The 24,296-nt window shown below is 68.6% G+C and carries 18 protein-coding genes and 2 pseudogenes; 8 read left to right on the forward strand and 12 right to left on the reverse strand.

All coding sequences use genetic code 11. The features are described 5' to 3' along the window. Positions 1–524 precede the first annotated feature (524 nt). From ACIRU3_RS42000 to ACIRU3_RS42020, 5 genes are all read right to left on the reverse strand, one after another. Positions 525–1,394: a carbohydrate ABC transporter permease gene (locus ACIRU3_RS42000; protein WP_404068624.1), complete on the reverse strand. Its 870-nt coding sequence runs from the start codon at positions 1,392–1,394 to the stop codon at positions 525–527. Beyond that, complete coding sequence (locus tag ACIRU3_RS42005) at positions 1,391–2,350, reverse strand: carbohydrate ABC transporter permease (protein WP_404068627.1); 960 nt, start codon at positions 2,348–2,350, stop codon at positions 1,391–1,393. The genes ACIRU3_RS42000 and ACIRU3_RS42005 overlap by 4 nt, the downstream gene beginning before the upstream one ends. Continuing rightward, the gene (locus ACIRU3_RS42010) at positions 2,344–3,726 is read right to left on the reverse strand and encodes an ABC transporter substrate-binding protein (RefSeq protein WP_404068629.1); all 1,383 of its coding nucleotides are present in this window, start codon (positions 3,724–3,726) and stop codon (positions 2,344–2,346) included. The genes ACIRU3_RS42005 and ACIRU3_RS42010 overlap by 7 nt, the downstream gene beginning before the upstream one ends. Further along, positions 3,723–4,703 carry a GNAT family N-acetyltransferase gene (locus ACIRU3_RS42015; RefSeq protein ID WP_404068632.1) on the reverse strand — a complete coding sequence of 327 codons (981 nt, stop codon included), beginning with the start codon at positions 4,701–4,703 and terminating at the stop codon, positions 3,723–3,725. Before ACIRU3_RS42015 ends, ACIRU3_RS42010 begins: the two co-directional genes overlap by 4 nt. 281 nt (positions 4,704–4,984) lie before the next feature. Then, the gene (locus ACIRU3_RS42020) at positions 4,985–6,181 is read right to left on the reverse strand and encodes an exo-beta-N-acetylmuramidase NamZ domain-containing protein (protein ID WP_404068634.1); all 1,197 of its coding nucleotides are present in this window, start codon (positions 6,179–6,181) and stop codon (positions 4,985–4,987) included. 738 nt (positions 6,182–6,919) lie between these two features. On the opposite strand from ACIRU3_RS42020, the gene ACIRU3_RS42025 reads away from it, so the two are divergent. From ACIRU3_RS42025 to ACIRU3_RS42045, 5 genes are all read left to right on the forward strand, one after another. Beyond that, positions 6,920–8,146 carry an acyl-CoA dehydrogenase family protein gene (locus ACIRU3_RS42025; RefSeq protein WP_404068637.1) on the forward strand — a complete coding sequence of 409 codons (1,227 nt, stop codon included), beginning with the start codon at positions 6,920–6,922 and terminating at the stop codon, positions 8,144–8,146. A 5-nt stretch (positions 8,147–8,151) separates the two neighbouring features. Next, on the forward strand, positions 8,152–9,384 hold the full coding sequence (locus ACIRU3_RS42030) for a CaiB/BaiF CoA transferase family protein (protein WP_404068640.1): 1,233 nt from the start codon (positions 8,152–8,154) through the stop codon (positions 9,382–9,384). Further along, positions 9,381–10,163 (forward strand): crotonase/enoyl-CoA hydratase family protein, encoded by a 783-nt coding sequence (locus ACIRU3_RS42035; RefSeq protein WP_404068643.1) that lies wholly within the window; start codon positions 9,381–9,383, stop codon positions 10,161–10,163. The genes ACIRU3_RS42030 and ACIRU3_RS42035 overlap by 4 nt, the downstream gene beginning before the upstream one ends. Positions 10,164–10,233: 70 nt before the next feature. Then, complete coding sequence (locus ACIRU3_RS42040) at positions 10,234–11,223, forward strand: 3-hydroxyacyl-CoA dehydrogenase NAD-binding domain-containing protein (RefSeq protein WP_404068645.1); 990 nt, start codon at positions 10,234–10,236, stop codon at positions 11,221–11,223. Further along, positions 11,223–12,131, forward strand: a complete 909-nt coding sequence (locus tag ACIRU3_RS42045) for a 3-hydroxyacyl-CoA dehydrogenase (RefSeq protein WP_404068647.1) — start codon at positions 11,223–11,225, stop codon at positions 12,129–12,131. The genes ACIRU3_RS42040 and ACIRU3_RS42045 overlap by 1 nt, the downstream gene beginning before the upstream one ends. A 256-nt stretch (positions 12,132–12,387) precedes the next feature. Here the strand turns inward: ACIRU3_RS42045 and ACIRU3_RS42050 are convergent, their stop codons facing one another. Together ACIRU3_RS42050 and ACIRU3_RS42055 are read right to left on the reverse strand one after the other, a co-directional pair. Further along, positions 12,388–13,122 (reverse strand): hypothetical protein, encoded by a 735-nt coding sequence (locus ACIRU3_RS42050; protein WP_404068650.1) that lies wholly within the window; start codon positions 13,120–13,122, stop codon positions 12,388–12,390. A 743-nt stretch (positions 13,123–13,865) separates the two neighbouring features. After that, entirely contained in the window at positions 13,866–14,021 is a 156-nt protein-coding gene (locus ACIRU3_RS42055) for a hypothetical protein (protein WP_404068653.1), read from the reverse strand. Between the two features lie 723 nt (positions 14,022–14,744). Between ACIRU3_RS42055 and ACIRU3_RS42060 the strand changes: the two genes are divergently transcribed. Continuing rightward, on the forward strand, positions 14,745–15,731 hold the full coding sequence (locus tag ACIRU3_RS42060) for a hypothetical protein (RefSeq protein ID WP_404068740.1): 987 nt from the start codon (positions 14,745–14,747) through the stop codon (positions 15,729–15,731). Positions 15,732–15,750: 19 nt separating this feature from the next. Here ACIRU3_RS42060 and ACIRU3_RS42065 read toward each other — a convergent pair. The 3 genes and pseudogenes from ACIRU3_RS42065 to lanL form a co-directional block, all read right to left on the reverse strand. Beyond that, a pseudogene (locus ACIRU3_RS42065) lies at positions 15,751–15,855 on the reverse strand (IS5/IS1182 family transposase); the annotation flags it as partial. 182 nt (positions 15,856–16,037) lie between these two features. Beyond that, the gene (locus tag ACIRU3_RS42070) at positions 16,038–17,156 is read right to left on the reverse strand and encodes a lanthionine synthetase C family protein (protein ID WP_404068655.1); all 1,119 of its coding nucleotides are present in this window, start codon (positions 17,154–17,156) and stop codon (positions 16,038–16,040) included. Between the two features lie 491 nt (positions 17,157–17,647). Beyond that, positions 17,648–20,215: a class IV lanthionine synthetase LanL gene (gene lanL, locus ACIRU3_RS42075; RefSeq protein ID WP_404068658.1), complete on the reverse strand. Its 2,568-nt coding sequence runs from the start codon at positions 20,213–20,215 to the stop codon at positions 17,648–17,650. 252 nt (positions 20,216–20,467) lie between these two features. Between lanL and ACIRU3_RS42080 the strand changes: the two genes are divergently transcribed. Together ACIRU3_RS42080 and ACIRU3_RS42085 are read left to right on the forward strand one after the other, a co-directional pair. Next, complete coding sequence (locus tag ACIRU3_RS42080) at positions 20,468–20,905, forward strand: cytidine deaminase (protein ID WP_404068660.1); 438 nt, start codon at positions 20,468–20,470, stop codon at positions 20,903–20,905. 435 nt (positions 20,906–21,340) lie between these two features. Continuing rightward, positions 21,341–21,802: a GNAT family N-acetyltransferase gene (locus tag ACIRU3_RS42085; RefSeq protein ID WP_404068743.1), complete on the forward strand. Its 462-nt coding sequence runs from the start codon at positions 21,341–21,343 to the stop codon at positions 21,800–21,802. 296 nt (positions 21,803–22,098) lie between these two features. Here ACIRU3_RS42085 and ACIRU3_RS42090 read toward each other — a convergent pair. Next, positions 22,099–22,503, reverse strand: a pseudogene (locus ACIRU3_RS42090) (IS6 family transposase); the annotation flags it as partial. Positions 22,504–22,861: 358 nt separating this feature from the next. Then, positions 22,862–24,082, reverse strand: coding sequence for a hypothetical protein (locus tag ACIRU3_RS42095; protein ID WP_404068663.1), 1,221 nt, complete (start codon positions 24,080–24,082; stop codon positions 22,862–22,864). Between the last annotated feature and the right edge of the window lie 214 nt (positions 24,083–24,296).

The raw sequence follows: 24,296 nt of genomic DNA on the forward strand, positions 1-24,296 counted from the left end.
CACGAAACCCCCGCCCACAGCACTCCAGGAACTGATCAACGCCGTCGGCAGCGGCAGACCCCTGAACCCCTACGTCCCGACCTAACAAACCACCGCTAGTGTCCTGCGACCAAGGAGGAGCGGCCGGTGAAACGCACGCAGGACGACAAGTGGGTGGCCAACCTGCGGGGCGGCGAAGGCGTTCCACGCCCGTGTGTGGGCGGACTTGAATGTGCCCCGCAGAGCCTGCGGCAGCAGATGAGGGTGCAGGCGATGCTGGTGAAGGCGAGGTAGTGGTCGGCTTTGCGTTCGGAGCGTGGGTGGAGGCGGCGGCAGCCGGCGAGCCAGGCCTCGGGGCAAACCGCCATTCACCACCCTGGCGCCGTTGATCGATCACCTCGACGACGATCACCTCGCCGACGACGGCCCTGACCTCACACCGATCCAGTGCGCCTCGATCCCGCTGCGCCTCCAGGAGATCGCCCGGCGGCCGCAAGAGGGAAGCAGCGACCGCGCTCCTCCCCTCATACGTCGAGCACGCCCGTCTACTTGAGTCCGCTGAGAATCACGCCGCGGATGTAGTACTTCTGCAGCAGCAGGAAGAGGATCAGGATCGGCAGGATGCTCAGGACGAGGCCGGCCATGACGATGGGCATCGTGCGGGTCGGGTCGACGTAGTCCTGCAGCAGCTGGATGCCGACGGGCAGGGTCATCACGTCCGGGTTGGCCGTCGAGATGAGCAACGCCCAGATGTACTCGTTCCAGGCGTCGACGAAGGTGAGCAGCCCGAGCGTCACCAGGACCGGCTTGGTCTGCGGCACGACGATCCGCCACCACACGGCGAACTCGCCGGCGCCGTCGATCCGAGCGGCCTCGAGGACCTCGTCCGGGATCGACACCATGAACTGGCGCATCAGGAAGATCCCGAAGCCGTTGACGAGAAACGGCATGGCGAGCGCCGCGACGCTGACGGTCAGGCCCGCGCCGCCGCGCCCGAACAGGTCGTTGCCGCCGGCCAGCGGCCAGTGCACGAGGATCAGGAAGTGCGGGATGAAGAAGACGAACGGGGGGAACATCATGGTCGACAGCACAAGGCGGAAGATGAAGTCCCGGCCGGGGAAGCGCAGTTTGGCGAGCGCGTAACCGGCGAGTGACGACGTGAACAGCACCGATCCGGTGATCATGGCGGTGGCGATGACGCTGTTGCGGAACAGCACCGGCAGATCGAGCTGGTCGATCGCTGCCCGGTAGTTGGACAGGTCGAAGGCCTCGGGCAGGAACCGGTACGGCAGCGTGCCCGACTCGCCAGGCCCCTTGAAGGACGTCATCACCATGTCGAGGAACGGCACCACCGTGAGAACGGCGCCGGTCACGACCACCAGATACGAGAACCACGGGAAACGGCGGCGGATCATGCGTCCTCCCCCTTGCGCCGGAAGATCCACAACTGCACCAGGGTGACCACGAGGACCACCACGAACAGCACGAACGCGGCGGCGCTCGCCGTGCCCCAGCCGCCGTACGAGAAGGCCTGCCGGTACATCTCCAGCGCGGCGACATTGGTCGCGTCACCCGGCCCGCCCATGGTCATCACAATGATCAGCGCGAACGACTGCAGGCCGGTGATGAACTGGGTGATGCACACGAACAGCAGGGACGGCCGCAGCAGTGGCAGTGTGATCTTCCAGAAGATGATTACGGGCCCGGCGCCGTCGAGCGCGGCGGCCTCGTAGTACGACTCGGGAATGGACTTCAGCCCGGCGGTCAGGATCAGGATCGCCGAGCCGACCGAGGCCCAGGCCTGTACGACCACGACCGAGGGCAGCGCGGTGTCCGGGTCCTGCAGGAACGCCACCGAGCCGAGGCCGAGGGCGTTGAGGACGCCGTTGACCAGGCCGCCCGGCTCGTACATGTACTTCCATACGTTGCCGACGGCGACGACGGTCGTGACGATCGGCAGGAAGTACAGGGTGCGCCACAGACCCTGGAACCGCAGCTTGTCGATGCAGGTGGAGACGAGCACGGAGCCGGCGAGCGCAAGGGCCACGGTGCCCAGGGCGAACAGCAGCGTGTTGGTGAGGATCGGCGCCAGGAACGTCGATCCGTTCGCGAAGAGGCTGGTGAAGTTGTCCAGGCCGACCGGATCGATGTCCCCGAGGTCGAAGCCGGCCCAGCGGGACATCGACAGCAGCAGCGCGAAGCCGAGCGGCAGGAGCAGGAAGACCACGAAGAACAGCAACGTCGGCGCCAGGAAGAGATAAGCGACGACGGCCTGTCGGCGCCGCGTCCGGCTGCGGCGGTCGACAGCGGGGCCGGCCTGCTGCGAGGGGTGCGTCCGCCCGGTCGTCTCCGGCGTCAGGGTGTTCACCATGCGCGCGACACCTCCTGATCGACCTGACGGCGGGTGGTGCGCAGTGCCTCGTCGACCGACTGCTGACCGGTCCACAACGCCTCGATGTTCTTGCGCAGCAGCGACTTGGCCTGCTGCGCACCCGGCACATTCGGCTCCGGCACCGCGTACGCCAGCGCGTCCAGGAACGGGCGCAGGTTCGGATCGCTGCCCGCGCTCAGGAGCGTCCGCATGTCATCGGCGCGGCCGGTCAGGGAGCCGACCGACACCTGCAGAGAGCTCATCCGGGTCGCTGCAGCGCCCTTCTTGGCGCTCTGCTCGGCCCCCTCTTGGACGCTCTTCACGCTCACCTTCTCGGTGTTGAGCCAGCGCAGGAACTCCCAGGCCTCGCGCGGGTGCTCACTGGCCGCGTTGACCCCCAGCATGAAGCCGGTGGAGAGCGTGGCCCGCTTCGCGCCCGCCTCCGGGACCGGCACGGGTGCGACGCCGACATCGCGGTAGTCCTTGCCCATCTGAGCCTTGAGGCTGCCGGTCCACCAGCCGGCGCTGACCACCATGGCCACTTGCCCGGACTGGAACGCTTTGTAGACGTTGACGCCGGGGACGCTCGCACCTTTGGTGACGAGGCGGTGCTCCAGATCGAACACGGCCCGGCCGGCCGGCGAGTCGATGGCGGTGCTCCTGCCGTCGGCTGAGACGAACCTTCCGCCGGCGGCGTTGAGCAGGGCGAGCGTCTGGCCGACGGTGGTGGAGTCGTCGTAGGTCGACAGCCCGAACCCCTGGACCAGCGTGTTGCCGTACCCGTCGCGCTTGGCGGTGCGGTAGGCCGTCTCCTCCAGCTCCCGCCAGGTGCGCGGAGGGCCGGGGACGCCGGCCTCGCGCAACAGCCGCTTGTTGTAGTAGAGCGCGTACGTCTGCACCTCGGTGGGATAGCCGTAGACCTTGCCCCCCACCGACGAGGCGGCGACCGCGGCCTCTCCGTAGCCGCGCGTGATCTCCGCGGCGTGCTCGGACGGAGCGGGCTGTAGCACGCCGGCCTGGACGAGCTGGCCGTTCCACAGGCAGTACGGGTGGATGATGTCGGCACCCTGGCCCGCGGCCTGCCGGACCATGAACGTGGTCAGCAGGTCCGTGAACTGGACGGCCTTCGTCCGCACCTTGACCCGGTCGTGAGTGGCGTTCCACTCGTCGACCGGCCCCTGCAGCGCCTCCTTGAGTACCCCGCTCGCGTAGTGGGAGAGCAGGGTGAGGACGATCGGATCCCCGGGGCGCCCGGTGCCCTGGTGCGGCGCGGCGCATCCGGAGGCTCCGGATGCGAGCAGCGCCGAGGGGAGCCCGAGTGCGAAGTGACGACGGCTCGGGCCGCCTGGTGGCCTGGTGCGGCGTGCCGGCGTCATCGGGCGGCCTCCCGTCGCATCACACGGAACACCCGGGTCGTGGTGAAACCGGCCTTGCGGTACAGATGGCCCGCCGGGGACTGCTCGCCGGTCCACAGGAACCACGCGGAGTGCGCACCGCGCGCCCGCATCCGCTCCAGGACCAGGTGAAGCAGGACTTTGCCGAGCCCGGTGCCACGCATCTCCTCCAGCACACCGAACGGGCCGAACCGCTCGTCCACCGACTCGTACGCGCCGTGCATGGCCCAGCCGACCAGGCGGCCCGACGGGTTTTGGACGATGACGATCCGGTCGGGCGACGTGCCCGAGGCCAGACACTCCCGGATCGCGCGCGCCCAGTCCGGGTTGAAGTGGTTCCCGGCCAGCGCGACAAGTGTCACCAGCTCGTCGTCGGACGGGGTGGCGAACCGGTAGCCCTGCGCCGTCAGTTCCTGCGAGCGGCGCGCGACATCCTCCGGGAGGCGATAGCCGACCAGGCCGCGGTCCATCGCCGCTGCCTGGTACAGAGTGCGGAAGTCCAGGGACTCAAGGAGCCCGGCCGCTTCCGGGTACGCCTCGGCGTCCAGGCCGGGGAGGATGTAGTTCGGGGTGTACGAGGAGAAGTCCACCCGGGTACGGCCGTGGCTGTGCAGCCAGTCAAGGGCGTCGGTGAGCAGCCGGCGGCCGAGGCCGCGCCCGCGTGCGGCCTGGTCGACGAAGAAGAACGGGATCCAGCCCTGCTCCGGCTCCAGGTCGGTCCCGGCCATCGGTGTCAGACGGCGCACCGCGTAGGCGGCGCCGACGACACTGTCCCCGCTGACTGCGACCCGAAGCCCCTCCGGATCGAAGTTTGCGTCGAGCAGTACCAAGGAGCGGAAGCGGTCGGGGGTGATGGGGTCGGTCGGCGCGCTACGGCGCCACGCCGCCACCAACTGCGGGCCGTCGCCCGCGCGAAAGCCACGAATCTCGGCCTGGGACCTCGTCGTGCGATCGGTCATCGGCGGGGTTGTCCTTCCGTACGCCGGCCGCGGACGGCACTCGACCTCGCCCGCAGCGCAGTCTCGGTCCGGTGCGGAGTGCGCTGTGTCACGGCGCTAAGAACGCAGCCCTGAGTCGGCTCGGCCAGGATGTGGTCCGCGCTCCGCTGATTGCCGGGGGTCAGAGTGGCCCGACCGGCTCGGCTGCGCGACAGGCTGTCCATGGGCGGCTGTTGAGTCTGCATCAGCGTCAGCTCCTATCGGGGGCAGCACGGCAGGTCGCAGAGGTGGGACAGGCGATCTCAGGCGTACAGCAGTACGTCGTCGCCGGCCCACCGGCCGGGTGGCGCCGGCGGATCGCACTGCGGCAGCGGGTCGTCTCCCACGTCGACGGCACGTCGCAACTGGTCGGACCCCCACAGCAGGTCGATGAAGTGACGGTGGTCGGCCCCTTCCACTCCGCCGTCCGCAGTGCGCCAGGCGAAGTGGTCCGGGTACAGCCGACGCAGCGTGGTGAGCATCGCGACGGCGGTACGTACCGGAGTGAACGCCTCGCGGTCGGTGATGTGGAGCTGGACTCCGCGCAGCACCTGTCCGGCGTGTTTGTGGAAGGTCGGTACGTATCGCAGATCACGGAAGTGCACTCCGGGCAGGGCGAGCTCGGCGAGCGTGGGCGCGAATCGCGCGTCGATGTAGGGGGCCCCGACGATCTCGAAGGGCTGCGTGGTGCCACGGCCCTCCGAGAGATTCGTGCCCTCGAAGAGGCAGGTGGCGGGGTAGACGATGGCAGTGGTGGGTGTCGGGATGTTCGGCGAGGGCGCCACCCACGGCAGGCCGGTGGCCTCCATGTCCATGGCACGCTGCCAGCCGACAGCCTCGATCACCGTCAAGTCTGCGGCAGTGCCCGCCACTTGGGGCACGGATGTTGCGTTGAGATGCCGGGCGAGTTCCCCGCAGGTGAGGCCGTGCCGGACGGGGATCGCGGCGCGCCCGACGAAGCTGGCCCACGCCGGGTCGAGCAACGGGCCCTCGCTGACGAGTCCACCCAGGGGATTCGGCCGGTCGGCGACCACGAACCGTACGCCCGTACGGGCCGCCGAGACCATCAGGTCGAACATGGTCCACACGTAGGTGTAGAACCGGGCCCCGATGTCCTGCAGGTCGTACACCAGGGCGTCGACGCCGCTGTCCAGCAGCAGTTTGTCGAGGCGCTCGCCGCTGCACCGGTATGTGTCGTGGACCGGCAGGCCCGTGGTGGGGTCCGCCTGAGCGGGCTCGCCCTCGCCGGCCTGGCCGGTCCCGTGCAGTCCGTGCTCGGGGCCGAACAGGGAGACCAGCCGCGCACCGGCCTCGAGCAGCGCGGGCGCGGCCGGGCGCAGGTCGGGGAGGACCCCGGTGTGGTTGGTCACCAGACCGAGCCGACCGGGCCCGGCAAGTCCGGGTGACGCGTGCAGCCGTGCGATCCCGCTCGTCACCGCGACGCGGTCGTCCGTGCTCATCCTCTGCCCCCGTCTGCGGTGACATCTCGAAGCGGTGGTCGTAAGCATGCCTACGTGCCGGTCTTGGAATTTAGCAGTGATTTATCACAGTTCGTACGGAGAACGGCCGCGGGACCTCTTGCGGCGTCCGGGGACAGCCCACCGATTCGCCGGCGTCCCGGGCCACGCCGGCGCCGCCCCGCGAAGCTCCACGCCCTTGCGGAGCCTCCCGCACCGACGTCGCCCACCGGGCCCAGCGAATCTGAACCGCCCGCGCGAGATGCTCGACGCGCTCTTCGTCCGGACGCGTCTGGTCCCCGCTCTGATGTCCCTGCTTCAGAACGCCGTGCCGCACGTCGACGCGGAGGGTGAGAAGTTGGCGGGTCGGTCCGGCCCCTGCGCGGAGCGGCGGTGGGCGGCTGTACGTGGCGCGTGGTGCCGCTTCCCTGTGAACCGTCTCGTTGATCAGCTGTCGCTCGTACCGGCCCGAGGCTCATCGACCGGCAGCAGCGGCTCCAGCACGACCACCGGCATGACGTTCCGTCAGTCCCGGCAGCCCTGACTCACCTCTCCCGCACCGGCGGCGACGGGCCAATGGAGTGGTCCGTGGCCACACCTCATCCCTGGGCGGCGCGGGTCCTGGGGACCGGCCCCGGGCCCGCGTTTAATCGCGCCCGGGAACCGAACGCCGGGCGTCGAGGGCGCTGACGGACGCGCGGATCTCCGGGCCACGCCCCACACCGCTTGAAGGAGACTGCAATGAGCGGCACCACGACCCTGCCGACACCGTCCGGTCCCTACCTGGACAAAGGGCTGCTGCCCGCCGACTTCTACGCCTACGAGGAACTGCTGTCGGACAAGGAGCGGGAGAAGATCGAGTCCGTCCGCGAGTTCCTCCGCACACAGGTCTCCCCGATCGTCGACGACTACTGGGCCCGGGCCGAGTTCCCCTTCCAGCTGGTCGAGGGCTTCGGGAGGCTCGGTCTTGTGGACTGGGCCGACCCGGACTCCCCGGAAACCAGGCCGAGCAACCTCCTCGCGGGCCTCATGGCGCTGGAGTTGGCGCATGTCGACCCGTCCGTGGCGACGTTCGCCGGCGTGCACACGGGTCTGGCCATGGGCACCATCTTCACCTGTGGCTCCGACGAGCAGAAGCGGCGGTGGCTGCCGGCGATGAGCCGCTTCGAGAAGATCGGAGCCTTCGGGTTGACCGAGCCGCACGGAGGCTCGGACGTGGCCGGCGGCCTGCAGACGACTGCGCGCCGCGACGGCGACGCATGGATCCTCGACGGAGCCAAACGGTGGATCGGCAACGCGACCTTCGCCGACCTGGTCGTCATCTGGGCCCGCGACGTCGAGACCCGGCACGTGCTGGGCTTCGTCGTGGAGAAGGACACTCCCGGGTTCACCGCGACGAAGATCGAGAACAAGATGGCCCTGCGGATCGTGCAGAACGCCGACATCGTGCTCGACGGCTGCCGCGTTCCGGAGGCCAACCGGCTGCAGAATGCGAACTCGTTCAAGGACACCGCCAAGATCCTGCGCCAGACGCGCAGCGGGGTGGCGTGGCAGGCGGTGGGAGTGATGTTCGCCGCCTACGAGATCGCCCTGCAGTACGCGAAGAAGCGCGAGCAGTTCGGACGCCCGATCGGCAGCTTCCAGCTCGTGCAGGACCTGCTCGTGAAGATGCTCGGCAACGCCACGGCCTCGTGCGGGATGGTGACGCGCCTGGCCCAGTTGCAGGACGCCGGCGTCTACCGGGACGAGCAGTCCGCCCTGGCGAAGGCCCACTGCACGATGCGGATGCGCGAGAACGTCGGGTGGGCGCGGGAACTGATGGCCGGCAACGGCATCCTCCTCGACTACAAGATCGGCCGGTTCGTCGCCGACGCCGAGGCCATCTACTCGTACGAGGGCACGCGGGAGATCCAGACCCTGATCGTCGGACGTGCCGTGACCGACGGCCTGAGCGCCTTCGTGAGGTGACGGAGATGACCACCGAATCCGTCTTCACCGGCCTGAAGGTCCTCGACGCGTCGACCTTCATCGCGGCACCGGCCGCGGCCACCATGCTCTCCGACTTCGGAGCGGACGTCATCAAGATCGAGCCGCCGGGGACGGGCGACCCACAGCGGCGGCTGAGCTCCGTGCCGCCCAGCCCCCGGGCACAGTCCAACTACGGCTGGCACCTCACCAACCGCAACAAGCGCGGCATGGTGATCGACCTGAAGTCCCCCGCCGCCGTCGGGGTCCTCAAGCGCCTCGTCGAGTGGGCCGACGTGGTGATCACCAACTTCCCGCACGGCACACGCGAGAAGCTGCACCTCGGCTACGACGAGGTCTCGGCCTGGAACCCGCGGGTCGTCCATGCCGACATCACCGGCTTCGGGGATGCCGGCCCCGACGCCGGACAGCCGGGCTTCGACCTGACCGCCGCCTGGTCGCGCAGCGGGCTGCTGGCCTGTACCCGGGACGCGGGAGTCCCGCCGACGGTGCCGGTCTGGGGCGCCGGCGACTACATGTCGGCCGTCGCCATCTACGCGGCGATCGTGACCGCCCTGTACCGCCGTGAGCAGACCGGACAAGGGGCCAGCGTGGGGACGTCACTGCTCGCCGGGGGCGTCTGGGCCACGGGAACGCTCGTGGCCGGCGCGCTCGCCGGTGGCACGCCGTTCGAGCTGCACGACCGCAAGGCGCCGGCGAACCCGCTGATCAACACCTATCGAACAGCGGACGACGAGTGGCTCATGCTGGTCGCCGCACCCCGGCACTGGCCCGGACTCACACGGGCCATCGGGCACCCGGAGCTGCTCGAGGATCCCCGCTTCGCGGACATCGCGGGCTTCGTCGAGAACGCCGCCGCGCTGGCCGAGCTGCTCGACGCCGAGTTCCGCTCGCGGCCCTTCGCCCACTGGAAGGACATCCTGGACCGGGAACGCGTCGTCTACAGCCTCATTCAGACGCCGGAGGCGGCCGCCCAGGACCCGCAGCTGCGCGCGAACGACATCGTCGTGCCCCTGGAAGGGGTCAGCGGGCTGAAGGAAACGATCAGCAGCCCGGTCAACGTGCGAGGGGTGCCGAAGGTGCCGGCCAAGCGGGCGCCGGACCTGGGCGAGCACAACGACGAGATCCTCGCCGAGCTGGGATTCGGCCCCGCCGAGATCGCCGGGCTGCGTGCCGAGGGAGCGATCCCCGCCACGACGCAAGCCGAGACGCCGAGATGAGCATGGCGTCCGAGGCCTCCGACAGGGTGCTCCACGAACGCCGTGGCGGCGTACTGACCATCACCATCAACCGCCCTGCCCAGAAGAACGCCGTAGACCACGGGGCCGCGCTGCAGCTCGCGGCTGCCGTGGACCTGCTCGACGCGGACCCGGCACTGTCGGTCGGCGTCCTCACGGGCGCGGGCGGGGTATTCAGCGCGGGCATGGATCTGAAGGCGTTCGCCAAGGGCGAGCTGCCGGTGCTTCCCGGCCGGGGATTCGGCGGGCTCACCCGTACGGCGGTGCGCAAACCGCTGATTGCCGCAGTCGAGGGCTGGGCACTCGGCGGCGGCTTCGAGATGGTGCTCGCCTGCGACCTGATCGTGGCAGCGGAAGACGCCCGGTTCGGACTTCCCGAGGTCACCCGCGGTCTGGTTGCGGCAGCCGGCGGACTCGTCCGGCTGCCGCGCCGCCTTCCGTACCACGTCGCCGCGCGCGTCCTGCTCACGGGCGAGCCACTGACCGCCGCCGAGGGCAAGGAGTATGGCCTCGTCAATGAGTTGACCCCACCGGGCGCCGCGCTGGACGTGGCCCGGGAGCTGGCCGGGCGCGTCGCGCGGAACGCACCGTTGGCGCTGGCGGCGGTCAAGGAGGTCCTGCGCGAAACCCAGGGCCTGAACGAGAGTGACGCCTTCACTCGCCAGGACGAGCTCACGAGCGGGCTGTTCTCCAGCGAGGACGCGCAGGAAGGCGCGCGGGCGTTCGCCGAGAAGCGCACTCCCGTCTGGCACGGCCGCTGATGCCCGCCACGTGCCCCCCGCCACTACGACAGCCCGCGTCCCAACCCCACCCGAGGAGCAGTGACCAGCCATGAATGCGCACAGGCCCGTCCACCGCGTGGTGATCGTCGGCGCGGGCACCATCGGTGCGAGCTGGGCGACGCACTATCTCGTCCGCGGATTCGACGTCACGGCCACCGACCCCGCCCCCACCGCGGAGGCGGCCCTGCGGTCGTACGTGGAGGCGGCATGGGACGCGGCTGCCTCGATCGGGCTCGCGCCCGAAGCCTCGCCCCAGCGCCTGAGCTTCACCACGGACCTGCGTCAGGCCGTCGCGGACGCCGACTTCGTACAGGAGAACGCACCGGAGCGCCCAGAGCTCAAGGTGAAGCTGTTCGCCGACATCGACGACGCCACGCCGCCGGACGCGTTCATCGCGTCCAGTTCGTCGGGTATCACGATGAGCGTCATCCAGGCCGAGTGCCGGCGTCCGGAGCGGACCGTCATCGGTCATCCCTTCAATCCCCCGCACATCGTCCCGCTGGTCGAGGTCGTCGGCGGGACGAGAACCGCCCCGGAGACAGTCCGGGACGTCATGTCCTTCTACGCCGCGATCGGCAAGAAACCGATTCACCTCAAGAAGGAGCTTCCCGGGCACGTCGCCAACCGCATCCAGGCCGCCCTGTACCGCGAGGTCGTGTACCTGGTCCAGCAGGGGGTGCTCGACGTGGCGGACTCCGACGACGCGGTGTCCTGGGGGCCGGGGCTCCGATGGGGCGTCATGGGCCCCCATCTGCTGTGGCATCTCGGCGGAGGAGAGGGTGGAATCCAGCACTTCATGGACACCCTCATGCCTCGGATGGTGGCGTCATGGCAGGAACTGGGCACCCCCGAGTTCACGGCCGAGCTCGCGAAGACGATCGTGGGCGGCGTCCTGCAAGAGGCGAACGGCCGCTCGGTCGATGAACTGGCCGCGCGCCGCGACGCGATGCTCTCGGCCCTGCTGGCCGTGCGCGCCCGGCACGACCCGTCCGACCCGATCGGCGCCGAGGACGGCCGTCCGGCGAAGGAGCGACCGTGATGCGGCGCCGGGAGAGGCTGTTCGTGCTCGAGGCCAGCAGCGGCGGCCGACTGTTCTCCGTCAACCCCGACGGCTCCGACAAGACGGTCGTCGTCACCGGGTGCCGGATCCCCGACGGGATCGCCGTCGATGCCGCGACCGGACACATCTACTGGACGAACATGGGCCTTCCCCCGGAGAACGACGGCTCGATCGAACGCGTTGACCTGGACGGGGGGAACCGCACCACGATCGTCCCCAGCGGGGGCACGCACACGCCCAAGCAGCTCCAATTCGATGCCGCCGGCCGGAAATTGTACTGGGGTGATCGCGAGGGCATGCGGGTGATGCGCTGCGACTTGGACGGCACGAACGTAGAGACCCTTGTGCAGACGGGTGAGGGGGACGACGACCGCCGTGACGAGACCAGGTGGTGCGTGGGGGTCGCCGTCGACCTGGCCGGCGGACACCTCTACTGGACGCAGAAGGGCCCGAGCGACGCGGGACTCGGGAAAATCCTACGGGCCGGAATCGACCTGCCCGCCGGGGAGAGCGCGGTCGAACGTGGCGACATCCAGGTGCTGTTCGAGGGGCTGCCGGAGCCGATCGACCTGGAACTCGACCTCAGCGAACGCATGCTGTACTGGACGGATCGCGGGGACCCGCCGCTCGGCAACAGCGTGAACCGCTCGCCGATGGACCCGCCGAACGGGCGGCGGACGCCCGAGATCCTCCTGACCCACCTGATGGAAGGCATCGGACTCGCCCTCGATCCGGACGATCGCCGCATGTACGTGACCGACCTCGCCGGAAACGTCTACGCCGCCGATCTCGACGGATCTGACCGGAGGGAGATCCTCGTCCTGCAGGGCAACCTCACCGGCATTGCCCGTGCCGTGCTGCCGATGGGAACTGACCACAACCCGTGAGATCGGACGATGAGTGCTGCCGGACCGGGCGCCGGGCTACGGCGTCGGCATCTCGATCACGGCGGCCAGACAATGCACAGGCCCGGCGCACCACGGAGGGGAAGGTCTTTCACTGCCGACCGACTGAGGGACGCGGTCCGCAATTGCGGCACCACGCACCTGGGCGACGCGGATGCCTCACTCGCTGTCGGTGACACCCAGGCGCAGAAGAAGGGCAGCAAGTCGGTTGGCGTGGCGCCACGTCGACAACGCCTCCTCACCGGGTAATCCGGACTACTTTGTATTCCGGGGAGTGGTGGGTCCGTATGGTCATCCCCGGCTCGCCGAATGTCACGAACCTGTCCGTCTCGGTCCTTCTCACGACAGGGTCTTCAATCGTGGTCACGAGAGGCAGATAACCGGTCTGGTTTGCGTTGGCTTGATTGATGGCAGCCAGCCTGTTCGCCAAATTCGTGGACTGAGGGGACGTCGGCTCGGCATCGGTCAGCACGAAGGCGGTGCTCTGCCTGCCGAGCACATACTCGATGCAGGTCGCCACGTCATTGTCCAGGGCGCCCACCCATGCAGGGCCCGGATGCGGGATGAACAGGTCGGTCTTTGGTACATGGTGGCCGAAGTCGGTGACTGATCCTGTGACCAGGGTGAGCCTTTGGTCCTGAGGGACGCCTAGTTGCGCCAGATGGAAGCCGAGGAAGTTGGGGTTCATGGCCGGGTCATGGACGCTCAGATGACCACGCTCACGGTAAGCGGCGGCCAGGAAATCTATCTCCTCCTGGCCGCCACTGCCATCGACCGCAGCGACTACGAGATTGCGGGCGAAGTCGACTGCCGTCGCCACGTCCAGATAGGAGTTTGGGTCAGCTGCCATTGCGCTCAACCGCTGTTGTTGCAGCGGGGGCTGCGCGATGTACCACGCATGGTTGGGTAGCTCGGCGACGTTGACGAAGTACCCGCTGTCCTCGTTGTTGGCGTTTGCTAGCACCATGATCATGGGAACCTCCTGCTCGGAGACAGCGACCCACTGCCTGCGTCTCTTCGATTGTCAATTCCGTCAATGTTGGATCAGTTTCGGCCGATGGGGCCTGCGGAGAGCCAACGTGGGCCGCACCAGACAGAGTTGGTGCGGCATCACCGCACCGGCTGCCGCCGCGTCGGTGAGGATCTCTATCGAGCGAGAGGATGCCGGCCTTGCTCTTCCTCGCGCCGCCGAGGCGCTCGCCGTCGACGCCCGCCAGAACCGCCACGTCACCGACGACGACGGTGTCCGATGCTCTGCAACGACGCGTCATCGGCGGTCATTGTGCGGCCTCCGCATTCCCGAACACGGCAGCACAGCAGCCGCATGTGTTCACCCGGACGCCGTTATCGTGCGAGAGCCGGACCGGGGACTGAGCGTTCGCCGTCCCAGCACACCAGCAGCGAGAACCGCCGGAGCGCCGCAGGTCCGTCAGCCTGTCCACGTTGGCCGTGGGAGAATCGTGGGGAGTGCGTGGTCATGGTCGTCACCTCGCCGTCGCGGTCGTCTGTGGTGCCCCGGCCGTGCTCTACGGGTGAAGATACGCGGTCGGGTCCTGCAGCCACTCAACACCCGTTCCCATTACGTCCGTTAGGGCAAGACGGCATCCCTCGAGGGTGCCCCGATGGCTCCCTTGCCTGATGGTCGGAGTGGTCGACACCGCTCGACGTGTGTGGGGACAGGACCGGTGACGGTCTGTACATGGATGTCGGGCGGGACTACGGGCTGACATCGGTGAGCGTGGACAGCTTCCCTCCGTCCATCACCTGCCACTGGACCAGCGGCCCCAGCACCGAAGCGGTGTGGTTCTGGACGGCGCCCCTGCTGTACGCAGGACTGGCCTCCTCCGTCGTCTCCTGCGTCCTGCTCTTCATCAACCGGAGGCGAAGGCCCTGAGCACCTCTCACATCGTCCTGCGGAGGGTGCCATCGTGTGCCGGATGCCCGGTGCCGCAGGTACTCGTGGTACGGGCCGTTGCTGTATCCCTTGTCGGACGCGATGCTGTCGGACTTCGTGCTCGGTCGGCCCGGACCGACCCGCGGAACGCGGATCTTCCCCGGCACCGTCTGGGACCGGGCGCAGTCCGCCCGCTGTCCGCCGGTGACGACCAAGGACAGCGGGCGGCAGTGGCCGTCCGAGCTCCGGCAGCAGCGGCCCGCTCCGCTCCCAGTGATCATCAGACGCGATCCCTGGTGGCGCTCCTATGGCCGCGACGGCCTTCAACGTGCCGGGCGGGCGGCACGGCTATCAGTCGCGACGCCGCTGTTCGCCGCGTACGCTGCCGACCTGCCCGAGCAGCGACCGGCACACCGCGACTCTCCGCGGTGGCCGGAGGGCACCGGGCCGCGGAGATCTGGTGGGCTCGGCCTCTCTGGCCGGCCGGCTCCCGCAGCGCGTCCAACTGCTTCCCGCCGTCGGCGCTGGTGCGTCGGCGACCGGAGGGCAGGCGTGCAACCTTGTGGGCAGGTTGTGAGTCTCCTGATCGATCACGCTGTGATCTGACCCACGAGGAGATCATCATCAACGCCATACGCAAGACCCTGACCGCCACCGCCGTCGTCGGCGCCGTCCTCGCGGGCTCCGCCGCCTGTGGAACGGTGGAGCAGCTCTCCGCCGGCAAGAAGCTGGACCGGGCCTTCGAGAAGCTCGGAAAGAAGAAGACGCTCTCCTTCGAACTCGACCTGGACACCGACGTCGCGTCCCTGAAGGCGCTGGATGCCGAGTCCGAGCCCGCGCCCGGCGAAGAGATGCCGGATGAGGCCGCCGAGATGATCAGCGGTGCGAAGATCGCTGTCACCTTGGAGTCGAAGAAGCCGATCGATGAGTCCGGTGAGAAGGACTTCGTCGGCATGGCCATGAAGATCAGCAGCAAGGACGGCGACCTCGCCGAGTACCGGGTGATCGGCGACTACGCCTACGTCCGTGCCGACACCGACGTCCTCGGCAAGATGATGGGCACCCCCGTGCCCGCCGCCGAAGACCTGCCCCCGGAGGCCGGGGCGATCAAGAACGTCATCGAGGGCAAGTGGGTGAAGTTCAGCACCAAGGAGATGGAGAAGGCCGCCGCCGAAGGCCAGGGGGCCCAGGGCGGCCCCGCGCCCGACCCGTCCCTTGACGCCAAGACGCAGAAGAAGCTCGTGGGGGCCCTCCGCAAGGTCATCGCCCGTGAGGTGGACTTCAAGACATCCGGCGGTGGGGACGGAACCGAGCACGTCACCGCCACGGCCCCCTTCCGCACGCTGATCACTGAGCTGCTCGGCGAGATCCGCCCGCTGGCGAAGGACCTTCCGCCGGGCATGGAGCTGCCGACGGACAAGGATCTGAAGGACGCCCCGAACACCGCGGCGACGGCGGACTTCACGCTCAAGAACGGTGAGCTGACCGAGGTGGATGTGGATCTCGCCAAGCTGGCTGAGAACGCCAAGGTCAAGAAGCTGGGCCTGACACTGAGGATGGGCGATGGCGCCAAGCCCAGCGCGCCGGCCGGCGCCACGGAGCTGGACCTGAACGAACTCATGAAGGATTTCTTCGCCGGTCCGGCGATGAGTGATGCCGAGTTCGCCGAGAGCGGCCTCGCCGACTAGGACTTGTCCGGCGGGATCCTCGGAGCCATAGCCAAATCGCTGCGAGGGTGACCGTGCCGTGGAAGACCTGTGCTCTCTTGACGTCACGGGTGGCCATGGCGCGGAACCCCTTGAGTGCGTTGGAGGGCACCGCCCGCATCAGGGTCCTCGCGCAGTACGTCTGTATGGACGACGTGCACCTCACCGGGGCAAAGGGGATGGACGGTTGCCTGGGCATCGTCCGGGGACAGCGTTCCGAGGCCCAGGGGCAAGCGGATGGCCCGGTAGGGATCGGCCTGCTCATCGTTCGGTGTTCGGCAGGTCGCCCTACGCCAGGAGGAGAGACCGGTCCCAGTCCGGGGGTGTGTCGGTTGCGGCGGCCAAGAGTGCAAGGGTGACGCCGGCGGCACCGTCGAGGAATCCGGGGCCGCCGGCTGCCACGAAATCGTCGGATGCCAGGAGGTGTTCGGTGAGCTCGGTCGCGGCGCGGGTCAGTTCCGGGTCCTTGGTGTCGTGGGCGAAGCGCGAGGTGATGTGGAGCAGGCCCGCGAGTCCGTGGCACAGGCCCGGGGCGTTGTGGGGGTGGCGTCGTGCGGCGGCGCGCCGGTGGACCGCTTTGACGGCCTGCACGGAGAGGTCGCGCAGGGTGGGATCGTCGAGTGCGGTCGCGGCGAGCCACAGGGATCTGGCGATGCCGGGGCTGCCGTAGCACCAGGAGGTGCGGGCGGGGCGGGGCTTGACGGCGGCCGGGTGTTCGGGCGGGGCGATCAGTCCGGGCCAGTCGGGGCCGTGTTCGTCGTCGATGCGTTGCGCGGCGAGCCAGTGCGCTGTCCGGGCGAGGGTTTGTGGGAGTCCGGGGACGATGATGCCGGCGGACAGGGCGAGGGAGAACAGGGCGAGTGGGCCACCGATGCCGTGTGCCAGGCCGCAGTTGAGCACTCCGTGGGGGAAGGCTTCGCGTGTGGCGGAGTCTCGGATTTCCGCTGCGGGGGTGTACCAGTGAGGTGTTCCGGTGTGTTCGCCGCACAGGGTCACAAGGGCGGTGAGCACAGCGCGCAGGGCGTGCCGTGCTTGTGGCTCGTGGTGGCGGCACAGCAGGTACGCGCCGGTGCCGGTGAGCCCGGAGATGACGTCGAAGGTGCGGGCGGGCACGCCGTGAGGGTGGTTGCCGAGTGAGTTCGCTCGTGTGGTGGCCTCATGGAGGAGGGTGTCGTGGATTGTGGGGAGCACGTTCGTGTCGCGAGTGAGGGTCCACGCGGTGAAGGCCAGGCCGGTGAGTCCGCCGAACAGGCCAGGGGAGGCGGTTTTGAGGCGTTGGGCTCCGGCGGCTGAGGCGGCGAGGTAGCCGTGGGCCAGGGCGTCCCAGCCGTGTCCGGGCAGACTCTGGTCGAGTTGGTGGTAGACCAGGGCGATTCCCGGGCCGCCGCCGTCGAGGTCGGGCCGCACGCACGCGGGGGCGGGACGGGGCCGCCCGGCCAGGGTGGCGACCAGATCCAGGGCCGCGGCGGCGGTGTCCCGAGGCAGCAGCGTGTCCCATTGTCTCAGGGAAGCCTCCGTTGCCTGGCGTCGTGTTGGGGCGCCCGGGGCGGGTGCAAACCACGGAGATCACGAATGTGTGTACGTGGGGAATCGGGGGGACCACGGGGGGGGGGGGTTGCCCTTGTGTTTGTGTTTGACTTTGTGTGACTCTGTTCGGGGGGTTGCGGTGGTGGGGCGCCGGGGCGCGGTCCCGCCCCCCCACGACGGATCTCCCTATGCTCTGTCCGTGGCTACTCGGGGCTACAGCGGGGCGGGTCGGTGCACTGGCCCGAGGTGTGGTCGGTGTCGCAGCACATCATCGGTTCCAGTGTTTGCTCGTCGGTTTCGGGCAGTTCCTGGAGTTCGAGGACTTCGAGAGCGTCGATGGTGGTGTCTCCTCTTCTTGTTGTGCCCGGCGGTCAGGCGATGTCGACCAGCCAGGAGCGGTTCCCGCCGTGTTTGAGTCGCAGCAGGAAATCCAGGACGCCGGCCAGGCCGACGTTGTAGGCCGCGCTGACTTCGCGCAGGGTGTCGTCCGGGACCAGCAGCCGTCCGTCGCGCAGGGTGGTGCGGGCATGCAGGCAGGCGGCGATCTGGGCGGCCCACTCGCGGTAGCGGTCCTCGCCGGTGGCGTCGGCGACGTCGAGCAGGAGTTCCGCGTTTCCGGCAGTACCGTGGCAGGTGCTGGGGCCCAGCCGGGCGCGGTCGCGGTAGGCCGCGTGGGCGGCGCGTTCGGCGTACTCGCGAAATCGTCTCTCGCCGGTGGCGCGCCACAGCCGGATGAGGAAGGTGCCGATGCCGGAGGCGCCGTGGCACCAGAAGTTCAGGTCGGTGCGCTCGGTCTGGCCCGGCTCCTTGGGCCAGTCGGCGGCGTCGTCGTTCGTGCGCGCGACCGCGCACAGGGCGTGTCCGGCACGGGTCGCGACGTCGACGAGGTCCGGGCGGTCGAGGGCACGGCCCGCGGCGAGCAGGAAGGCGGCGTTCCCGGCGGTGCCGTGCCCGAATCCGTACGGGGCGGAGCCGAACGGTCCGCTCTGGTGGTGTGCGGCCCGGGCGGCGACGCCGCTGGTCAGGTGCAGGAGCTGGTCGGCGCAGTGGGAGGCGCGTTCGGCGAAGCGCGGGTCGCTGGTGGTGTGCCACAGGTGTAGTTGTGCCAGGCCGGCGCCGGCGAGGCCGTGGCAGATGTCGGGGTTGGTGCCGTCGAGCGGGATGCGCAGGGCGTATCGGCGTGCGGAGTCGGCCAGTTCGTCGTCGCGGAGGGTGAGGGCGGCGTCGTGCAGCGCCCAGACGGTGCCGGAGCGGCCGAAGTACAGGCCGGGCAGGATCCGGTCGGGCTCGGCGAGGCGTTCGTCCAGCCAGCGAGCCGTGGTGCGCAGGGTGGGCCCGGCGGTGTGTTCGCCGTGGCGCACGGCCCGGTCGAGGACGGACAGGACGCCGGCCGCGCCCAGTTGGACGCTGCACGGGTCTCCGGGTGGTGCCGAGCGGGGGCGTGGCCACAGATGTTCGTCGACCGGGTTGATCGTCGCGGCCAGGTGCGCCAAGCCGTCGCGGATCAGTCGCTGGAGGGCGTCGTGGGTCAGGGCCGGGCCGGCGGTCACGGAGGCGGAGGCGCCGGGTTCCCGACGCAGGAAGGCGGCGGCTTCCTCGATCGTCCAGCGGCTCGGGAGGTCGGCGGTCAGGCCCAGGACGAGGGGCGCGAGGGCGCGCAGTGCGGGCGAGGTGGGGACGGCGGTGTCCACGAGCGCCCCGATGCGTTCACCGGCGCCGCGGTGGGCGGGCGAATCCGCGGCGAGCTGGGGGATGATGCCGCAGGCCACGTGCAGGAGGGTGGCCCCCAGGCTGTAGCAGTCCACTTCCGGGCCGGGCGCGGGCGCCGGCTTGGCGTCGCCGTGGTCGAGGTACTCAGGTGCCGTGAACCCGTGCGTGCCCACCACGGGGGCGTCCTCGCCGAAGCGGATCGCGCATTCCATGTCGACCAGGACGGGCATGTCATCGGGCGTCATCATGACGTTGCCGGGCTTGAAGTCGCGTAGCACCAACCCGGCGGCGTGTGTTGCGCCGATCAGCCGGGTGAGTTCGCGCGCGACCCTCCAGGCGACCGGTGTCGGGATCGGGCCACCGTCGCGAGCCAGACGTTCGGCGCACCACCGTGCCAGGTTCGTGCCCGGGATCAGATCCTGCACGAGGAAGACGTGCCCGGCGGCCTCGAAGACCTCGCGCACGGCCGGAGTGATGCCAAGTGGCGCGAGCCGCTCAAGGACGTCGCCCTCGTGCCGCAGCCAGTGCCTGGCATCCCTTCCGCACGCGTCGGCACCCACGTGCGGACGGGCTTCCTTGACCAGCACGTCATCGCCGGTGCGCCGGTCATGCGCCCGGTAGACGCCGCCGCGGTTGGAGTGTCGGATGGCCTCCTCGACGCGGTAGCGGCCGGCCAGGAGTACGCGGTCGCCGCGCCGTCGCCCGGATGCGGCGGACGCGGGCGGCTCGAACGGGAGTGGGGCCCAGGTCGGGGGTGAGAACCACGGGTTGCGCTCGTCCGCGACAAACGTCCCGTCTGGTGCCCGCAGCCGCCCCTCGTACAGTCCCTCGTCGTTGAGTCGGCGAGTGGACGCGAAGCTTCCGTACCGGTAGTGAACCAGACTGTCCGGCCGGTATCGCCGATCAGAGAGGATCGTGGGTCCCGTCAGACCGCGGGTGGCCTCGTGAAGAAGCTCGGCGAGGGTGCGCAACTGGTCGTCGTCGCCGGGATAGGCAGTGAGGAACTTGCCCGACTGAGCACGCGGGGCCCGGACGGAGTTGAGATCCGCGGTGATGCGGGGTGAAACGGCGAACTTGAACGCGCACCCGTGGGCCACCAGGACCCTCGCCGCGTGCTCAAGGACCTGCGCCGAGGACGGCCGGGTCGCGGAAAGGTGCAGCTTCCAGCCCTGGTCTCGGCGTGTGTGATGCGGCGGGGTGACCATGCACCAGGTCTCGCCGTCGCGCAACGTCCATCCTGAGGCCGAACTCTCCGACAGTACCCGTATGGTAATTGCCTGATAGCTCACCGTCACGGTCCAACGATACAGTGCAGTCGAGCACGGCCCTAGAGGACCCCAGAGGTTGTCCTGCACCATCACGAAGGACATCATCCGGCTCGGAGACTGGGCTGAGGCGAACAACGTGGAGCTTGCCCAATTCGCTTGCGTACTGTCGTCACGCGGGCCAACGTCACCTGACATCCGACGAAGGCAGAGAAGATGACCACGCAAACCCACGACGTCGACCACGAACTCATCCAGGCCGCGGCCGCCGTCGCTCGCACTCGCTGCCGGGGCGACAACCACACCATGGCAGCAGGAGCCCGGGCCCAGGACGGCCGGATCGTTACCGCGGTCAACGCCTACCACTTCACGGGAGGGCCCTGCGCTGAGCTGGTCCTGATCGGCGCGGCAGCCGCCCAGGGCGCCTACGAGCTGGCCACGATCGTCGCCGTGGGCGACCGTGACCGAGGCGTTGTTCCCCCGTGCGGGCGGTGCCGTCAGGTCCTCCTCGACTACTTCCCCGCCCTCAAGGTCATCGTCGGTGCAGGCGATCGCCTTCGAACCGTCCTCATCACCGACTTGCTGCCCGAAACCTACGTCTGGGCCGACCACCAGCTCGAGGCCGAGAAAGCCGCGCCACTCAGCACGGACTGACACCGCCGGCCGACAACAGGGCGAACCTTGCCCTGATGCGGCACTGGTCTGCCCGGCGGTTCAGGCCTGCCTGCGGGCAACGGCGCCTCATCGGCGCAGGTGAGCGGGGTCTGGTGCGTGCCGCGGCAAGGCTGAGGAAGGAGTCGACGCGATCGGGTCCCCCCGCGAGCGCTGCCGATCGTGGGGGAGTCGGCGAGTGACGACAACGCGGCTGGGGGTGTCCCCACGGCCTTTGGGCAGTGGGGGAGTGCGTGCCAGACCCTGCGCTTCCGGCATGATCCGCCGAACAGGCCTCGGGCCTGCGTTAAAAGTGGCTGGTTGTGACTCTGTGGCCTGTGTTTCTATTCCGGAGTGAACATCGAAAGCTCCCAGGTGCCTGATGAGAGGCCGAGCCTCTGCGTCCGGCAGAGGGCTGACGGCGATGTTGAGGAGTGCGTGCGGGTCCTCGCGGCGGTCCATCAGCTTGACGGCTACCCGGTGAACTGGCCTGATCAGCCCGGGGAGTGGCTGTCACGCGGTCCCCTGCTGGGCTCCTGGGTTGCCGAACTCGAAGGCCGCCTGGTGGGGCATGTCAGTTTGTCGCAAGGCGGGGAAGGCGATCTGGCCCCGATGGTGTGGAGCGAGCGGAACGGGGCGACGCGGGGTATGACCGCCGTGGTCGGCAGACTGTTCGTTGCTCCGCAGGCGAGGGGACATCGGGTCGGTGCACTGCTGATCGGCCGAGCAGTTGAGGAAGCGCGGCGTCGTGGCCTGCATCCGGTCCTCGACGTCGTCACATCCGATACTGCCGCGGCAGCCCTGTACGAGCGGCTGGGCTGGAAGCTGATGGCTACGGTCGAGCAGCAGTGGAGCCCGCACCAGACGGTGGCCGTCCGCTGTTACGCAGCGCCATCGTGACGCGGCCAGTCGTGGCCACTCGTTGATGGCCGCTACGAGGAAGGTCGCCTCGTAGCGGACCGCGAGCTTGTCGTACCGGGTGGCCACGGCGCGGTGCCTCTTGCGGCGATTGATTCCGCACTCGACCGCGTGCCGGGCCTTGTAGTCCTGCCGGTCGAACTTCGGCGGCCGGCCGCAGAGGAAACCGAGTTTCGCACCGGCGGTGTCCAGCGCTCGTCGCCGTCACAGCCGTATCCGGAGAAAGGATCCTCCTTGGCAGTGGCTACCAGTTGCCAGAGCTCCTCCGTCGTCCAGGGCCGGCGGTAGAAACGCCTGGCCGCAGTCTTGTCGCGCCGGTTCTGGAGCAGGATGTCCAGGACGTTGCCGTCGGCGTCGACGGCCCGCCACAAGTATCTCTGCACGCCGTTGATCTTGACGAGCACCTCGTCGAGGTGCCACTTGTCACCCGGCCGCGGACGCCGCCGGCGCAAGCCATTGGCGTAGGCCTGGCCGAACTTCAGGCATCAGCGCCGGATGGTCTTGTAGAAGACGACGCCGCGCTCGAGCACCAGCTCCTCGACCTCGCGGAAGCTGTGCGGGAAGCGGAAGTACAGCCACACGCAGGGCGAAATGATCTCCACGGGGTAGCGGTGGTTCGCGAACGACGGCACCACAGAAGACACGAACCCCGCCCCTCCCCAGACAGACGACCCGGAGACCATCCCACCACTGCCCGGACAACGTGACAGTGCCCGCAGGGATCGTGGAGCCGTCAGCAGCCTTGCAGACACTGTCAGTTCAACCTGAGGACATGGGCGAGCACACGCGACCAGGGGAGACGTGAGCGCCTGCTCCTTTGTCTCAGAGAGAGAGTTACTTCCGCTCTGCCTGGCAGCCGCACAGGCCCCTTGAGTCGCCACGCAGCGCGACCGAAACCATTCGCACTCGAGGAACACGCAGAAGCCCTGACGCAAAACGCTCGGCTGGGAAACCCTAGCCGAGCGTCTGCATAAAGTGCTCACTGCCTGACACAACCGATCACGACTTGCGACAATCCCCGGAATCCGTCGGCGCCGGATTCTAGCACATGCGGGTTCGGTCGGCGTCTGTCATCAGCGCCGTTACGAGGCCGACTTCCTGCGTGTTCATTTCAGTGGAAGGAGTGTTGAAGTCCATCTTGTACTGGACGTTCTGCTGCGGACCGCCGTCGGGGTAGGTGACGCCCGTGGTGACGGTGTATCTCTCTATACTGGGGCGGAGGGTGGCCCAGCCCTTGTAGCCGGGACGTACGGTCATGACGTCCTGCGTCGCTACGCGGGAGGTGGTCGCCCAGGTCCTTCCCCAGGTCTCCTTCATGGACAGCTCGAGACCCGTCTTGAGATCACCGAATCCGAGTTCCATTTTCACCGTTTGCCCCGCCTCGGTCTGGAACGATTCGCTGTTCGTAACCGACTGGTCAATCCAGACCGTCCGCTGCGCGTTATCCAGGGTGCAGTTGCCCTGCGCCCCACCGTCTATTCTTGTATCGCTCAACACCACCTGCTTGGTGCCCGGGTAAAACTTGCAAACGGCGAGCTGTGGGAAATTGGGAGCCCACCCCTCGCGCTTCGCCTGTGCGGCGTAGTCGCAGGCCTTGGAGGCCTCCTCGAACGTGGGACTGTGGAAGAACCGGATAGAGGTAGCCCCATTGGAGGCGCTGAAGGGCACGTTGCTCCAATAGCCTGCAGCAGGCCAGACTGACCCGGTGTGATTCGGATCCGTTGCGAGGCCGATCGCGCACTTGTTCAGGCCGAGTACGGAGTTCACCTTGTTGTCGAAGCGCGCACCCATGACGGTATTGAGGTTGACGCCCGCGTAGGTGTAGAGCTTCTGGTGCTCACCGTTGATGAGGAAGTTGTTCCATGCGGGGTCGTAGTTGGGGTTGGTCGCGGCCTGGCAGCCGCCCTGCGCGAAGATCGCAACTCCCTTCCCCGTATTATTGACATCCGAGAACAGTATTCCCGACAGTGAGGAGTTGGCCTGCTCCATACGTGTCCGTAGGGTGGACCAGCTGGAGGTGTAGGTAGCCGGCATGGTGGCCGGCGCGTCGTTGACGATATTGTTGGTAGCTGCGCTCACGGCGGACGTGAAGCTCGTGTAGCAGTTATCGATGGTGGATGTCTTCACGCAGTAGGTGGGTGTGGTGAAGCCATCGGCGGCGTGGGCGGAGGTGGCAGGCAGGACCGTCAGCGCGGAACTGCCGAGCAGCGTCAGCGCGGCAAGGAGCGGTCGTCCCAGTGCCGCTGACCTAGGCTTTCTCATAGGTGGATTCCCATCCTGTCCGGGCGCGCGGTTGAGCGCGCCCGACAATGCACGTGAAGGGGCCGTGGCCCCGGGTTGAATACACCGGTCCTTGCGGCCATGCGACGGCAAAACCCGGCATGACCGGCAAGGGCAGCAGCGACGTGGAACGTTTCCGGGCGGCCGATACCTCGGCGGCCTCTGCCCTGGCCTCAGACCCGTCTCGCACACAGCT

It is taken from the genome of Streptomyces sp. NPDC101151 (genome assembly GCF_044768335.1).
GTDB lineage: Bacteria > Actinomycetota > Actinomycetes > Streptomycetales > Streptomycetaceae > Streptomyces.

What these genes read in the sequence shown, in the direction of transcription:
- ACIRU3_RS42000 (WP_404068624.1), bottom strand. Translation starts at nt 1,394, where the DNA reads ATGATCCGCCGCCGTTTCCCGTGGTTCTCGTATCTGGTGGTCGTGACC.
- ACIRU3_RS42005 (WP_404068627.1), bottom strand. Translation starts at nt 2,350, where the DNA reads ATGGTGAACACCCTGACGCCGGAGACGACCGGGCGGACGCACCCCTCG.
- ACIRU3_RS42010 (WP_404068629.1), bottom strand. Translation starts at nt 3,726, where the DNA reads ATGACGCCGGCACGCCGCACCAGGCCACCAGGCGGCCCGAGCCGTCGT.
- ACIRU3_RS42015 (WP_404068632.1), bottom strand. Translation starts at nt 4,703, where the DNA reads ATGACCGATCGCACGACGAGGTCCCAGGCCGAGATTCGTGGCTTTCGC.
- ACIRU3_RS42020 (WP_404068634.1), bottom strand. Translation starts at nt 6,181, where the DNA reads ATGAGCACGGACGACCGCGTCGCGGTGACGAGCGGGATCGCACGGCTG.
- ACIRU3_RS42025 (WP_404068637.1), top strand. Translation starts at nt 6,920, where the DNA reads ATGAGCGGCACCACGACCCTGCCGACACCGTCCGGTCCCTACCTGGAC.
- ACIRU3_RS42030 (WP_404068640.1), top strand. Translation starts at nt 8,152, where the DNA reads ATGACCACCGAATCCGTCTTCACCGGCCTGAAGGTCCTCGACGCGTCG.
- ACIRU3_RS42035 (WP_404068643.1), top strand. Translation starts at nt 9,381, where the DNA reads ATGAGCATGGCGTCCGAGGCCTCCGACAGGGTGCTCCACGAACGCCGT.
- ACIRU3_RS42040 (WP_404068645.1), top strand. Translation starts at nt 10,234, where the DNA reads ATGAATGCGCACAGGCCCGTCCACCGCGTGGTGATCGTCGGCGCGGGC.
- ACIRU3_RS42045 (WP_404068647.1), top strand. Translation starts at nt 11,223, where the DNA reads ATGCGGCGCCGGGAGAGGCTGTTCGTGCTCGAGGCCAGCAGCGGCGGC.
- ACIRU3_RS42050 (WP_404068650.1), bottom strand. Translation starts at nt 13,122, where the DNA reads ATGATCATGGTGCTAGCAAACGCCAACAACGAGGACAGCGGGTACTTC.
- ACIRU3_RS42055 (WP_404068653.1), bottom strand. Translation starts at nt 14,021, where the DNA reads ATGAAGAGCAGGACGCAGGAGACGACGGAGGAGGCCAGTCCTGCGTAC.
- ACIRU3_RS42080 (WP_404068660.1), top strand. Translation starts at nt 20,468, where the DNA reads ATGACCACGCAAACCCACGACGTCGACCACGAACTCATCCAGGCCGCG.
- ACIRU3_RS42095 (WP_404068663.1), bottom strand. Translation starts at nt 24,082, where the DNA reads ATGAGAAAGCCTAGGTCAGCGGCACTGGGACGACCGCTCCTTGCCGCG.